Source organism: Halomonas alkaliantarctica, assembly GCF_029854215.1.
Taxonomy (GTDB): domain Bacteria; phylum Pseudomonadota; class Gammaproteobacteria; order Pseudomonadales; family Halomonadaceae; genus Vreelandella; species Vreelandella alkaliantarctica_A.
On record NZ_CP122961.1, the window covers coordinates 51,884 to 64,781 of the forward strand.

At 50.3% G+C, this 12,898-nt stretch carries 14 protein-coding genes; 11 read left to right on the forward strand and 3 right to left on the reverse strand.

Going from position 1 to position 12,898, the window contains the following annotated elements; genetic code table 11:
• Positions 1-93: 93 nt before the first annotated feature.
• Entirely contained in the window at positions 94-810 is a 717-nt protein-coding gene (gene flgA / locus QEN58_RS00235; protein WP_280105263.1) for a flagellar basal body P-ring formation chaperone FlgA, read from the reverse strand.
• Positions 811-1,013: 203 nt separating this feature from the next.
• Between flgA and flgB the strand changes: the two genes are divergently transcribed.
• The 11 genes from flgB (at position 1,014) to flgL (ending at position 11,715) form a co-directional block, all read left to right on the forward strand.
• Complete coding sequence (flgB, locus tag QEN58_RS00240) at positions 1,014-1,448, forward strand: flagellar basal body rod protein FlgB (RefSeq protein ID WP_280106873.1); 435 nt, start codon at positions 1,014-1,016, stop codon at positions 1,446-1,448.
• Between the two features lie 31 nt (positions 1,449-1,479).
• Positions 1,480-1,890: a flagellar basal body rod protein FlgC gene (flgC, locus tag QEN58_RS00245; protein ID WP_280105264.1), complete on the forward strand. Its 411-nt coding sequence runs from the start codon at positions 1,480-1,482 to the stop codon at positions 1,888-1,890.
• A gap of 3 nt (positions 1,891-1,893) precedes the next feature.
• Positions 1,894-2,583, forward strand: a complete 690-nt coding sequence (locus tag QEN58_RS00250; RefSeq protein ID WP_280105265.1) for a flagellar hook assembly protein FlgD — start codon at positions 1,894-1,896, stop codon at positions 2,581-2,583.
• 52 nt (positions 2,584-2,635) lie between these two features.
• Entirely contained in the window at positions 2,636-3,922 is a 1,287-nt protein-coding gene (gene flgE, locus QEN58_RS00255; protein WP_280105266.1) for a flagellar hook protein FlgE, read from the forward strand.
• A gap of 31 nt (positions 3,923-3,953) precedes the next feature.
• Positions 3,954-4,712 carry a flagellar basal-body rod protein FlgF gene (gene flgF, locus QEN58_RS00260; RefSeq protein ID WP_280105267.1) on the forward strand — a complete coding sequence of 253 codons (759 nt, stop codon included), beginning with the start codon at positions 3,954-3,956 and terminating at the stop codon, positions 4,710-4,712.
• A 30-nt stretch (positions 4,713-4,742) separates the two neighbouring features.
• The gene (gene flgG / locus QEN58_RS00265; protein WP_280105268.1) at positions 4,743-5,525 is read left to right on the forward strand and encodes a flagellar basal-body rod protein FlgG; all 783 of its coding nucleotides are present in this window, start codon (positions 4,743-4,745) and stop codon (positions 5,523-5,525) included.
• A 50-nt stretch (positions 5,526-5,575) separates the two neighbouring features.
• Positions 5,576-6,265 carry a flagellar basal body L-ring protein FlgH gene (locus QEN58_RS00270; RefSeq protein WP_280105269.1) on the forward strand — a complete coding sequence of 230 codons (690 nt, stop codon included), beginning with the start codon at positions 5,576-5,578 and terminating at the stop codon, positions 6,263-6,265.
• A 124-nt stretch (positions 6,266-6,389) separates the two neighbouring features.
• Positions 6,390-7,457, forward strand: a complete 1,068-nt coding sequence (locus QEN58_RS00275) for a flagellar basal body P-ring protein FlgI (RefSeq protein WP_425270316.1) — start codon at positions 6,390-6,392, stop codon at positions 7,455-7,457.
• Positions 7,457-8,485 (forward strand): flagellar assembly peptidoglycan hydrolase FlgJ, encoded by a 1,029-nt coding sequence (flgJ, locus tag QEN58_RS00280; protein WP_280105271.1) that lies wholly within the window; start codon positions 7,457-7,459, stop codon positions 8,483-8,485. Before QEN58_RS00275 ends, flgJ begins: the two co-directional genes overlap by 1 nt.
• 73 nt (positions 8,486-8,558) lie before the next feature.
• The gene (gene flgK, locus QEN58_RS00285; protein ID WP_280105272.1) at positions 8,559-10,472 is read left to right on the forward strand and encodes a flagellar hook-associated protein FlgK; all 1,914 of its coding nucleotides are present in this window, start codon (positions 8,559-8,561) and stop codon (positions 10,470-10,472) included.
• 16 nt (positions 10,473-10,488) lie between these two features.
• Positions 10,489-11,715, forward strand: a complete 1,227-nt coding sequence (flgL, locus tag QEN58_RS00290) for a flagellar hook-associated protein FlgL (RefSeq protein ID WP_280105273.1) — start codon at positions 10,489-10,491, stop codon at positions 11,713-11,715.
• Between the two features lie 63 nt (positions 11,716-11,778).
• Here flgL and fliR read toward each other — a convergent pair whose 3' ends face one another.
• Together fliR and fliQ are read right to left on the reverse strand one after the other, a co-directional pair.
• Positions 11,779-12,570: a flagellar biosynthetic protein FliR gene (gene fliR, locus QEN58_RS00295; RefSeq protein ID WP_280105274.1), complete on the reverse strand. Its 792-nt coding sequence runs from the start codon at positions 12,568-12,570 to the stop codon at positions 11,779-11,781.
• A 4-nt stretch (positions 12,571-12,574) separates the two neighbouring features.
• Positions 12,575-12,844, reverse strand: a complete 270-nt coding sequence (fliQ, locus tag QEN58_RS00300; RefSeq protein WP_007112097.1) for a flagellar biosynthesis protein FliQ — start codon at positions 12,842-12,844, stop codon at positions 12,575-12,577.
• Positions 12,845-12,898 lie beyond the last annotated feature (54 nt).

The window sequence follows — 12,898 nt, forward strand, 5'->3', positions numbered from 1 at the left end:
CTGCCTCATCGTCAGCGTCGATGCGCTTTGCGTTTAGTATAGCTTGTATAAAGATAACTATCGGCAGTGCTGGGTATAACTTTAGGTTTCACACTAAAAATCCACCACCAAAATACCTCGCTCAGTGACACGAGCCGTCAGGATTTCCCGTGAACCAAAACGGACTCTTATCTGCTCGCCAAGAGCGCCATTTTCAAGCGCTTCGCCTTCGCGAGAAACGCGAAAAGCTGAGCCCTGAGCTATGACCGTGACGCGCTGCCCACGTTCAACTAAATCAGGCGCTTGTAAATAATGGGCTAAGAAGGCACTGCCACTGCGAATTGGGCGCTGAGCTATTTTACCTACGATATCTTCTTCGGCTGTCAGCGCTTGAGCTGACAGATCACCAAGGTTGCCACCGCGTTCATTGAGCATATTTGACGTGATCAATGTGCCCCGCTCAATGTCTCTTGCTGCCACCACGTAATTGCCAATGACATCAATTTGGGCCTGCAAGTAGCGGACTTGTCTGCTGTCTTCACCGCAACGTACGCCAACGGACACGCGGCCCAAGGGGGCTTGATTAGCGTTGGGTAAAAAAGGCTCCGGTTGGACACATTGTGGTAAATGTGGAGACGGTGGCCGTAGGTCAATGACCACTTCTTCGCCTAATGCGCGTGTCTCTTTGTAAAGAAATTGATGCACTTTTTGGAGAAGGTGGTCGTCATCAGCCTGCACCTTGGTTAGAGCACTGACGCATAGGATGGCCAATAAGAGGATCACTTGCCAGAAGCGAAGCGTGCTGGGATTAGTAAGGCGCTGTCGTAGCATGGGGGAAGGCCACTTACTTGGGAGCGAAGGAAGGAGAGCAAAGCGAAGGGTTCATCGCCCAGTCTAGCGAAAAGGCAGTAACCGTATCACGCGAAATGCTGGCAGAAACGACAGCTGTTCCATGCTTTAGGCTGACAGCTCCAGACGTATTCTTCATCATCAACAAAATCCATTTTATTTTTTGCCTCAAAGCGAGGGTCGGCATGATTGATCAACTGGAATCTGCCTTTAATTTTCATCAGCAAGCAGTAGGGTTACGTCAAGCGCGTCACGAGGTGTTAGCGGCTAATATCGCCAATGCCGATACGCCTAACTATAAGGCGCGGGACATTGACTTTGCTAGTGAACTGAAAAAAGCAGTAGACGGTGTTCAGAATGGATCTAGTAATACCGGCGGAGGCCTTACATTGTCGCGTACTGCCGGGAACCATATTGCTGGACAAGGCCCCGCATGGCGCGGAGCGGACAACGTCGATTTACTTTATCGCATCCCGGATCAGCCTAGTTTGGATGGGAATACGGTTGATATGGACCGTGAGCGCACGCAGTTTGCTGATAACGCAGTTCGTTATCAAGTCGGACTCACGATGCTCAACAGCCGAATTCAAGGGCTGAAAAATGCCATGCAGCCCGAGTAACCAGACCAAATTAGTGAGGAGTTAATAAACGATGTCGATGTTCTCTACGTTTGATATTGCCAGCTCGGCAATGAGTGCCCAATCCCAGCGAATGAACGTCACCGCTAGCAATATGGCCAACGCAGACAGTGTTGCTGGGCCTGATGGTGAAACCTATCGAGCCAAACAGGTGATGTTTGAGACCCTGGCACAAAGCAACCGCTATGGCGTTGGCGGTGTTCGTGTAACCGAGGTAGTGGAAGACGATTCGCCCCTGCGGATGGAGTACATGCCCAATCACCCGGCAGCTGATGAAGAGGGGTATGTGGCAAAGCCCAATGTTGAGCCCGTGCATGAAATGGTCAATATGATTTCTGCCTCACGCTCCTATCAAGCCAATATCGAAGTATTTAATACCAGTAAGCAGATGCTGATGCAGACGCTGTCGCTGGGTGAGGGGTAAACCATGAATGTCGATACGAACGTATTGAATAACATAAATAGCGGTGGTTCTAATGGCCTCTCTGCTCGCCAATCCGATGAACTGCGTGAAAGCTTCATGACGTTGTTGATTACCCAATTGCAGAATCAAGATCCGCTCAAGCCGATGGAAAACTCGGAGATGACCTCGCAGTTAGCGCAAATCAATACAGTAAGCGGTATTGAAGAATTAAATAGCACGCTTGAAGGCATTACCAGCCAAATGAATGCCAATCAGGCACTGCAGGCGAGTGGTCTAATCGGCAAGGGCGTTATGGTGTCCGGTAGGGATGTTTTGGTGGAGCAGAATGAAGACGGGAATTCATATACTACGCCCTTTGGTATAGAACTTGCCGAACCGGCGGCGAATGTTAAAGCCACTATAGTGGGTGATGGCGGTCAAGTCCTTAGGGTTCTTGACCTAGGGGCACTAGATGCAGGTGTTCAATCTTTCCAATGGGATGGAAAAAATGCTCAGGGTGAATCGGTTGCCAGCGGTCGATATTCGGTTCAGCTAGAGGCGACCGATGCTGAAGATGAAAAAATCGAATCGACGGCCTTGCAGTACGCCGTAGTAAATAGTGTGACGCCTAACGATAGCAGTGGCAGCGTTCGGCTGGATCTAGGCGCGATCTACGGCCAAATTAGCCTGAATGACGTTAAACAAATTCTTTAACTATTAATTAAAACCAATGTTTAATTAAACATAGCTTTCTTAGGGGAACATCATGAGTTTTTCACAAGCACTCAGTGGTCTAAACGCTCAGCAGCAAAAATTAGGCGCCGTTGGTAATAACATTGCCAACTCGCAAACAGTTGGTTTTAAAAGCTCTAATGTACAGTTCGCCGATGTTTATGCAGAATCGCGTATAGGTCTTGGGGTTCGTACTGCTTCAGTGCTGCAAAATTTTAGCCAGGGTAATGTTGAATCCACTAACCGAAATATGGACCTAGCTATTTCGGGTGAAGGCTTCTTTCGCTTTCAGCAGCCTAATGGTGAAGTAGGTTATTCGCGAAATGGCCAGCTCACCATGACCGCCGATGGACGCCTAGTGAACGCCCAGGGCGCGCAGATCATGGGCTATGCAGCTAATGCTGAAGGTGTTGTTCAGGCGGGCGGCGACGTGTCGGCCATTAGCGTCAACGCTGATGGCTTACCTGCAAACGCTACAGAAAACCTTGATGTCTCGCTAAACCTAGATGCTGGGGAAGAAATAATTGATCCAACCGGAATTGATGCAGCGGCGGTTGCGAATGGTCTCGATACAAGTCAGTACTCTTATTCCACGAACGGCACTATCTATGATTCATTAGGAAATGCCCGCAATTTAACCATGTATTTTACCAAAACTGCTGCTAATGAGTGGCGTGTCGATGCACGTATGTCTGGCGGTCCGGCTGGAGCACCTAACTATGGTTTTGAAAATATAGCTGCTGGCTCAAACTTTGGTTTTACTACGGATGGACGTCTCAACGATAACTTTACTGCGTTTGACATTAATTTAGATACTGCTGGGGCAGTACTTAATGCAGATGGTACGGCAGGTACTAATGAGTTCAATGCTACCGTGACTAGCCAGCAGGTAGAAATTGACTTTGATAACACTACTCAATTTGCTGACAGCTCAACCGTTAATGATCTAACTCAAGACGGCTACACTTCGGGCTCTCTGGTAGGCGTAACCATCCAAAATGATGGCACCGTTATGCGTAACTACTCTAATGAGCAATCGCGCGCGGCCGGTCAAATAGCGTTGGTTAGCTTTCGTAACCCTGAAGGTTTAAAGCCCGAAGGCGATAACCTGTGGACAGCTACCGCTGATTCTGGCCAGGAGTTGGTTGGGGCTGCGGGTACTGGCCTACGTGGCATGATTGAGGCGAGTGCGGTTGAAACCTCCAATGTGGATATGGCGCGCGAGCTTGTGGATATGATTGTTGCCCAGCGCGCGTATCAGGCCAATTCACAAACCATCAGTACCCAGGACGAGCTCCTGCAGACCATTATTAACCTTTAATGATCGGTCATTTAGGTAAGGAGTAAGTACCGTGGATCGAATGCTATATACCGCCATGAGTGGTGCCAAAAACAGTATGGACCAGCAGTCGGTGGTGAGTAACAACCTATCGAATGTGAGCACCACCGGTTTTCGTGCGCAGCTACAGGCGGCTCGTTCCGTGCCCGTGCAGGGCGATGCGTTACTAGCAACGCGTACCTCAGCGGTGACGACGACGCCCGGCAGCGATTTTTCACAGGGCCCTGTTGAGTATACGGGGCGCACCCTTGATGTCGCGATGCAAGACGACGCATGGATGGCGGTGCAAGCGGATGACGGTACCGAAACCTATACACGGCGTGGCGATCTGCAGATCGATAGCGATGGCGTGCTGCTCAACGTTGGGCGTCCGGTAATGGGCGAAGGCGGCCCTATTGCTGTCCCGCAAGGCGCGCAAGTCTCCATCGGTGCCGATGGAACGATTAGTGCCATACCCGAGGGCGTAGGGCCGGAAGCGTTGGTCGAAGTAGGGCGTATTAAGCTGGTGACTCCTGAAGAGGGAGCATTAACGCGCGGTGAAGACGGTCTGTTTCGCGCACCTACGAATGACCAAGGTGAGCCTGGCGCTTTACCTGCTGATGAAAATGCCAAGTTGGTTAGCGGCGCACTGGAAGGCAGCAACGTTAGCGCTGTTGATGCCATGGTCTCGATGATCGATGTTGCGCGCCGTTATGACATGCAGATGAAAGTGATAACGACCGCTGACGAAAACGCACAGCGTGCCAATGGCATACTATCTATTCAAGGCTGATGCTGGTCAGCCGGTTAAGGGAACGGACAAATGATTAAGTCTTTATGGACCGCTAAAACCGGTTTGGAGTCGCAGCAAACCAAGCTGGATGTGATTTCAAATAACCTGGCCAACGTGAGTACCAATGGTTTCAAACGCTCACGTCCGGTGTTTGAAGACTTGTTATATCAAAATATGCGTCAGCCAGGCGCTCAAAATAATATCCAGGATCGATTGCCATCCGGTATGCAGGTTGGCACAGGGGTAAGGGCTGTGGCAACAGAGCGTTTACATACTCAAGGTGGGCTAGAGCAGACAGAAAACTCCCGTGACCTTGCGATCAATGGTGAAGGCTTTTTTCAAGTGCTATTACCCGATGGCACATCGGGATATACCCGTGACGGTAGCTTTCAGTTAAATGAAAACGGTCAGATGGTGACCGCTAATGGCTACCCTGTTGAGCCTGCTATCTTCTTACCGCCTAATGCTTTATCCGTGAACATTGGCGAGGATGGCACGGTAAGCGTTCGCCAGCCGGGTATCGCGCTTGATAACGAGATTGGGCAAATAACCGTCAGTACCTTTATTAATCCGGCAGGTTTACAAAGTATTGGTGGCAATCTCTATCTGGAGACTGGGGCCTCTGGTGCACCTAATGAAAATATGCCCGGTATGAATGGTGCAGGCCGTTTATTCCAGGGGTATGTGGAAACCTCCAACGTCAACGTTGTTGAGGAAATGGTCAATATGATTCAGACCCAGCGAGCCTATGAAATTAATAGTAAAGCGGTCTCTACCAGTGACGAAATGTTGGCACGCTTAAGCCAGATGTAACGTTACTTATCGACAAAGCTTTTATACAAGGCTTACTTACAGGTTGCGTTATGCTGGAGTTGCGTCACATGTCACGTCGTATTGCACTAGCGGGGCTGGTGCTTTTCTTATTGATTGTCGCTGGCTGCGCCCAAATTCCAAGAGCCTCAGTGGTGGGGGAGCAAGAGCAGATCAGCATTGTTGATCGTCCACCGCCCATTCCTAACGGATCTATTTATCAGGCTAGGCAAGGCTATCAACCGTTATTTGAAGACCGCCGTCCGCGATCAATAGGCGATATTTTAACCATCGTTTTAGATGAAGAAGTGAGCGCAAGCAAAAATTCGCAATCTAATGCGGGCCGTACTGGTAGTGCTAGTCTCGATTTAGCACAGGTGCCGGACGTACTCGATGTTCTAGCAGAGTACGGTTTTGATATTGCAGGCGCAAATGACTTTACGGGAAGTGGTGGCTCGCAGGCCAATAACTCCTTTACGGGCACTATCACGGTATCGGTATTGGAGGTCATGAATAACGGCAATTTGCGTGTGCGAGGCGAAAAGCAAATTGCCATCAATCAGGGAACGGAGTTTATCCGTTTTTCTGGGGTGGTTAACCCGCGTACGATTACCTCGCAAAATACTGTGCCCTCCACGCAGGTGGCTGATGCACGTATTGAGTACGTGGGCGATGGTTACATCAATGAAGCGCAGCACATGGGTTGGCTACAACGTTTCTTCTTAAACGTCTCGCCATTCTAGCCCCTATTTGGAGCTATCAATGTTAAAGCGACCAATAACAATGTTACGGCGGGCAATAGCGATGCGGTTAAGTGGTTATCGAACAATCAACACTTGGTTAATTCAGTTGAGTGTTTTGGTGCTGATGTGTTTATTGGCTTTTCCTGCCCATGCGGAGCGTATTCGTGAGTTGGCCGGGTTTGCCGGTGTCCGCGATAACCAATTAGTGGGCTATGGTTTAGTCGTAGGCCTTGACAGTACCGGTGACCAAACAACTCAAGCGCCTTTCACCAGCCAAAGTCTGATCAATATGCTTTCCCAGCTTGGGGTGACGGTGCCAGCAGGAACGAACTTGCAACTGCGTAACGTCGCTGCAGTGATGGTAACGGCCGATCTCCCACCGTTTTCAAGGCCGGGTCAGCGTTTGGATATAGTGGTTTCGTCGATTGCCAACGCGCGTAGTTTGCGCGGCGGTACGCTGTTAATGACACCTTTAAAAGGTGCCGATGGTGACACCTATGCCATTGCCCAGGGCAACATGTTGGTAGGTGGCGCGGGTGCCCAGGCGGGTGGCAGCAGCGTGCAGATCAATCAGCAGGCTTCGGGGCGTATTCCCAATGGCGCCCTGGTCGAAAGGGAAGTGCCGCTCAACCTGGGCGGTAACGGTGGCATGCTTGAATTGCAGCTTAACGATTCCGATTTTGGCACCGTTCAGCGTATGGTCACGGCTATAAATAACGAGTTTGGTCAGTCGGTTGCTTATGCGCAAAACGGACGAGTAATTGCCCTGGATGGGCCAGTGGATGACAACGCGCGTGTCAACTTTATGGCGCGCGTTGAAAACGTTCAGGTGACGCCCACTGAGGCCCCCGCGCGTGTTGTGCTGAATTCACGTACCGGCTCGGTAGTGATGAACAGTGCCGTCACATTACGAGAGGCGGCGGTGGCTCACGGCAGTCTATCGATCATGATTGATACCCAATTTGGTGTTAGCCAGCCTAATCCCTTTGGAGGGGGAGAGACGGTGGTGGTGCCCGATGCGGATATCGATATTGAGCAGCAAGAGGCTTACCTGCAAATCGTAGAGGGCGCGCAGCTCAACGAAGTAGTCAATGCATTGAATGCGTTAGGCGCTACACCTCAAGACTTGATGTCGATTCTGGAAGCGTTAAAAGCGTCGGGTTCACTGCGTGCTGAGCTGGAGGTTATTTAATGAGCGCGAGTGATATGACCAATCAATTCGCCCTGGATATGAATGGCTTTCAGCGCCTGCAACATACCGCACGAGTTGACCCCGAAGCAGGCGTGAATGGCGCAGCCCAGCAGTTCGAAGCGCTATTTATTCAGATGATGATGAAGAGTATGCGCGACGCGACGCCCAGTTCTGGGCTGATAAACAGCAGTGCGACGGATACTTATCAATCGATGCTGGATCAACAGTGGTCTCAGGTGATGGCGTCGCGAGGAATGGGCCTTGCCGATGTGCTTGTTGAGCAATTGGAGCGCCAAGGAGCCATCTCAAAAGCGCAGCCAAATTCGGATCAAGAGCTACAAGCATTGATAGCTGGCATTCCCCGTGGCACCCCCCGTGTGCTTGACGATTCATTTGCGGCTAATGCTGACAGGATTGTCACCACAAATGCGCAGGGCAGCGGTCAATTCTTAGCAGAGCTAGAGGCCATTCGGCAAGGTGTGGAGAGGGGCAATACAGCAGATGAATCGACACTAAACCAGCGTGAGCAGACGGCCTTAGGTCACGTAGATCAATTCATTCAAACGTTAGCAGCTCCAGCCCAAGCGGCCAGTGCGGCTACCGGCGTTCCCGCGGAACTTATTTTAGCCCAGGCAGCGTTAGAAACAGGCTGGGGGCGTCATGAAATCGCAACGCGCAGCGGTGCTAATAGCCACAATCTGTTTGGTATTAAAGCGGGCAGCCAGTGGCAGGGCGAAACGACCGATATTGTGACCCACGAATATATCAACGGGCGCCGCACGCAGGTAGTCGATACTTTCCGCGTCTACGACTCATTTGAGCATGCCTTTACCGACTATGCTGGCTTAATCGGCAATAACCCCCGCTATGCCGGTGTGGTTCAGGCGCCCACCGCAGAGCAGGCAGCACATGAACTGCAGTCAGGCGGATATGCTACTGACCCGCTCTACGCTGAGAAATTAGTCGCGGTGATGAATACCATGGGGCCACTTAACGCTGACGGCAATTTCTTAGCCGATTCTCGCTAGCCCATTCCTCAAGTTTTTCTGCGCGGTGCCGATACTTAAAGAAGATATAGGTATTGGCCTAAGGAATTGAACCATGAGCATGTTTTCGATCGGCTTAAGCGGCCTCAATGCCGCCCAGAATGCCCTGAATACAAGCAGTAATAATATTAGTAATGTGTATACGCCTGGCTATAACCGAGAGTTGGCACAGTTGGGTGAAGGGCGTGTCGGTGGCGGGGTTCGTGTCAATGATATAGAGCGCCAGTTCAATACGTATGTGGCTGACCAGTTAAATAGTGCCAAAACACAGTCAAGCGCTTTAAACACTTACTATAATCAGGTATCGCAAATCGATAACCTGTTAGCCGATCGCGCGGCAGGCCTAGCTCCTCTGATGCAGGGCTTCTTCTCATCTTTGGAAGATCTAGCGAGCTCCCCTTCTGATCCGGCGGCTCGCCAGGGTGTACTGGGGCAAGCCAATACGCTGAGTTCACAGTTCCGTTCTTTCGATGGCTACCTGCAAGATATGCAGGGAAATATTAATGGCCAAATTAAAGATGAAATTACCCAGATTAATAACACCACCGAGCAGATCGCCGGTTTAAACAAAGAGATTGCTCTGGCCAGAGCACGTACAGGTGAAGCCCCCAACAGCTTATTGAATCAACGCGACCACATGGTTTCCGAGCTTAATGAGCGCGTGAATTTGCGACTGAATATTCAGGATGGCAAAACCTATAACATTAGCCTGCCCAATGGTCAGCCGCTGGTGACAGGTACTGACTCGTTTCAACTTGAAGCGATGCAAGCTGACTATGATCCACAACGCACAGTGGTCGGTTATCGCGATGGTGGTGGCAATTTAATCCAGCTAGACGAATCGACGATTACGGGTGGGGCATTAGGTGGATTAATGACCTTCCGTTCAGAAACCCTGGATAAGACGCAAAATCAGATCGGCCAGCTAGCTGTGTCTCTGTCGACTGCTGTCAATCAGCAGCACAAGCAGGGTGTGGATCTTAATGGTGATCAGGGGGAAGATTTTTTCAGCACCCGTTCCCCTCAAGGTTACGGTTATAAAGGTAACAGTGATCCGGATCTGCTGACGTCGTTAGAGTTTGATCCAGAAACTGTTGATAAGCTGCGTGCTACGGATTATACAGTCAGTTTTGAGGGCACTGCACCTTCGGTTCCTGTAGTGACTCGAAACGATAACGGTGAGGTTGTCGATTTCGATCAAGACGCCTGGAATGATGAAGATCAATTAAAATTCGGTGGCGTGGTTCTGACGTTCGGCAACACACCGGCGCCGGTTGACGGCGATCAATTTGAAATTCAGCCTGTTCGTCGCGCTGCTAATGGTATGGATATTAATATTGCTGATGTCGACAAGATTGCGGCGGCAAGCTTCGCCGAGTTTGAAGGTGATTTGGATATTGGTAACATCAGCATGGCCGAGGGTGCATTAGCCTCTTTGCCGGAAGGTGATACATATTCTATTAGCGTTGATGAAAACGGTGAAGTCACCGAGTTAGACGGAGCGATGACCGTTAACGGGAACGCATTAAGCGTTGGCGATACGATACCCGTTGGGGCACGCGTCGCGGTCGATGGCGTCGAATTTACTTTTAACAGCTTGCCCAAAGCGGGCGAAACGGCAACGCTAGCGGTTGGCCTAAGCGACGCCAACACCGGCGATAACCGCAACGCTTTGGCCCTGCAAAACCTGCAAGCTGAATCAATAGTCGGCGCTAGCGCAACGGTCACCGGGGCGTATGCATCCATGGTTGGTGATGTCGGTAACCGTACTAATATTACACAAGTGAACTTGGATGCTAGGCAGGGGCTTACGGATCAGCTGACCGCTGTGCAACAGTCCGAGTCTGGGGTTAATTTAGACGAGGAAGCCGCTAACTTGATCCGTTACCAACAGTACTATCAGGCAAATGCGCGTGTGATTGACACCGCAGGAACGCTGATGGATACCATCTTGAACCTGCGCGGTTAATTCGGGAGCTTAAGTGATGCGTATTAGTACCGTTACCATGTTCGAGCAAAGCACGGCGTCTATGAACCGCCAGCAAAGCGATTTGATGAAAGTCAGTCAGCAGATCGCCAGTGGCAGACGCGTGGTTAACCCATCAGACGACCCCCAGGCCGCCTCGCGGGCGGTTGGCGTGGATCAGGCGAAAGCGGTGACCGAGCAATATTCAGATTCGCGGGTTTCGGCGCGCAATTCGTTATCGCAAACCGAGAGTATTTTAAACAGCATCAGTGATGCGATAACAAGTGCCAAAACTTTGTTGGTTCAGGCGTCTAGCGACACGCTAACTGACGCCAATCGTGAGTCAATCGCGAGTGAACTCAAAGGCGTTTATGAAACGATGCTAGGCCAAGCCAATGCCACCGATGGTAGTGGCCGGTACTTGTTTGGAGGTTATAAGGACAGCGAGCCACCATTCGCTAAAGATGGTAATGAAAATGTGCAATATAAGGGCGACAGCAATACACGTGAACAGCGCGTCGATGCCTCGCGTTTGATGTCGGTAGCCGATAATGGCGAGACTATCTTTAAAAGCGTGGCTAGCGGTGCTGGCTACGTAGCCGAAGCCGACAATGCTAATACAGGTAATGTGACGTTTCGTGGGCCGCAGATCAATGATGTAAAAGATGCAACAGACTTCCGCATCACCTTTACCAGTGACAGCGAGTTCAGCATCGAAACATATGATAATGATAGTAATAGCTGGACTCCTGGCCCTACTGGCCAAACTTATAGTGGTGGCGATTCCCCTCAACAGATCGCCGTTGGGGGTATTTCAATTACTCTGGAAGGTACGCCCGCGGCCGGAGACGAAATTCTGGTTGCCAAGTCAGGCGGTGATGTTCGCGGTGCTGATCTCTTCCGTACCATGGAAGAGGCTATTCGCGTATTAGAAAACCCTGCTGACAATGCCACTAAGAAAGCCGATCAACGCAATACCCTGAATACAGCTATGCGCGACCTGGATAATAGTCTAGATAACGTCCTGACCGTGCGGGCCTCTGCAGGGGCTCGCTTGAATGAGCTTGATGTTATCGATTCGGTAGGCAGTAACCGAATGCTAAATTATGATCAAACGCTATCGGATTTAGTCGACCTGGATTACGCAGAAGCAATTTCTGAGTATAGTTTGCGACAAATCGGTATGCAGGCAGCGCAAAAAGCGTTCGTGGATATTAAAGGTTTATCGTTATTTAACTATATGTAACGAACTTCTAGTTCTTACGTGTTTTCACTAAAATCCCCATGCTTTTTATTAAGCATGGGGATTTTAGTTTAAAGGAGCCAATGTCTCGATTAATTCCTGCATAAATCCTAGCCCCTGGGTAAATAGCCTCTGCAAAAAGCGATTAATGTCGGTCATCAAAACCATCATTAATATAAGCCCCACGAGGAGAGAGGTAGGAAAGCCGATATTAAATACCGTGAGCTGCGGAGCCGAACGGTTCAGTATGCCCAGTGCCAGATTGATGGTAAGCAGTGAGCCCACCAGCGGTAACGCCAATAACATACCCGAGGCAAAGATTGTTCCCGCATAGCGGGCGAGCAACTCAAATGCACCTGGGTTAAAGGTGCCAATACCAATGGGCAGCGTTTGGAAGCTCATAATCAGGGTTTCAAGCACCATCAGGTGGCCATTCATCGCCAAAAACATGAGCAGGGTTATCATATAGAGAATACGTGACAGCACCATAATATTGGTGCCGCTCGACGTATCAAAAAAGCTCGCAAACGCGAGGCCCATTTGCAGGCCAATAAAATCCCCCGCAGCTTGAACAACCGCAAACATGATGTGCATAACGAGACCCATCGCTAAGCCGATTAGGATCTGTTCGATCATCACTCCGATCCCAGCCCATGACATGATGGCAATATCAGGCATGGCCGGTAAAATCGGCGCAATGACAATGGCAATGAGGGCAGCAAGGCCCACTTTAGCTTGGTTAGGAACGCTGGAGTGGCCCCACAAAGGTGAGGCTGCCATGAAAGCAGTAATGCGCGCAAACGGCCATAAAAAAGCCACCAACCACCCCTGCAGTTGTGCGAAAGTGACTTCCACCATAGCGCTACATCACCATGCTAGGGATGTTGGTAAATAGGCGGTGAGTAAAGTCGGTAATCAATCCAATCAGCCAGGGGCCAGCTAATACCAGCACCGTAAATACCGCTAGAATTTTAGGGATAAAAGTTAGCGTCATTTCATTTATCTGGGTCGCAGCTTGAAACAAGCTGATGATAAGGCCGGTGAATAGCGCCGCAAGTAGCATGGGACCAGCAAGGAGAAGCGTTACACGCATACCTTGGTAAGCAATGCTCATCACCATTTCAGGGGTCATAGCTGTGATCCTCTGTGTCGTATAAACGACGTGTCAAATAAAACGACGCGACCT

Excerpts from the sequence above, each read along its gene's own strand:
- flgC (WP_280105264.1), top strand. The coding sequence starts at position 1,480 with ATGTCGATGTTCTCTACGTTTGATATTGCCAGCTCGGCAATGAGTGCC.
- flgE (WP_280105266.1), top strand. The coding sequence starts at position 2,636 with ATGAGTTTTTCACAAGCACTCAGTGGTCTAAACGCTCAGCAGCAAAAA.
- flgK (WP_280105272.1), top strand. The coding sequence starts at position 8,559 with ATGAGCATGTTTTCGATCGGCTTAAGCGGCCTCAATGCCGCCCAGAAT.
- flgB (WP_280106873.1), top strand. The coding sequence starts at position 1,014 with ATGATTGATCAACTGGAATCTGCCTTTAATTTTCATCAGCAAGCAGTA.
- fliR (WP_280105274.1), bottom strand. The coding sequence starts at position 12,570 with ATGGTGGAAGTCACTTTCGCACAACTGCAGGGGTGGTTGGTGGCTTTT.
- flgG (WP_280105268.1), top strand. The coding sequence starts at position 4,743 with ATGATTAAGTCTTTATGGACCGCTAAAACCGGTTTGGAGTCGCAGCAA.
- QEN58_RS00250 (WP_280105265.1), top strand. The coding sequence starts at position 1,894 with ATGAATGTCGATACGAACGTATTGAATAACATAAATAGCGGTGGTTCT.
- flgJ (WP_280105271.1), top strand. The coding sequence starts at position 7,457 with ATGAGCGCGAGTGATATGACCAATCAATTCGCCCTGGATATGAATGGC.
- flgA (WP_280105263.1), bottom strand. The coding sequence starts at position 810 with ATGCTACGACAGCGCCTTACTAATCCCAGCACGCTTCGCTTCTGGCAA.
- fliQ (WP_007112097.1), bottom strand. The coding sequence starts at position 12,844 with ATGACCCCTGAAATGGTGATGAGCATTGCTTACCAAGGTATGCGTGTA.
- flgL (WP_280105273.1), top strand. The coding sequence starts at position 10,489 with ATGCGTATTAGTACCGTTACCATGTTCGAGCAAAGCACGGCGTCTATG.
- QEN58_RS00270 (WP_280105269.1), top strand. The coding sequence starts at position 5,576 with ATGCTGGAGTTGCGTCACATGTCACGTCGTATTGCACTAGCGGGGCTG.
- QEN58_RS00275 (WP_425270316.1), top strand. The coding sequence starts at position 6,390 with ATGTGTTTATTGGCTTTTCCTGCCCATGCGGAGCGTATTCGTGAGTTG.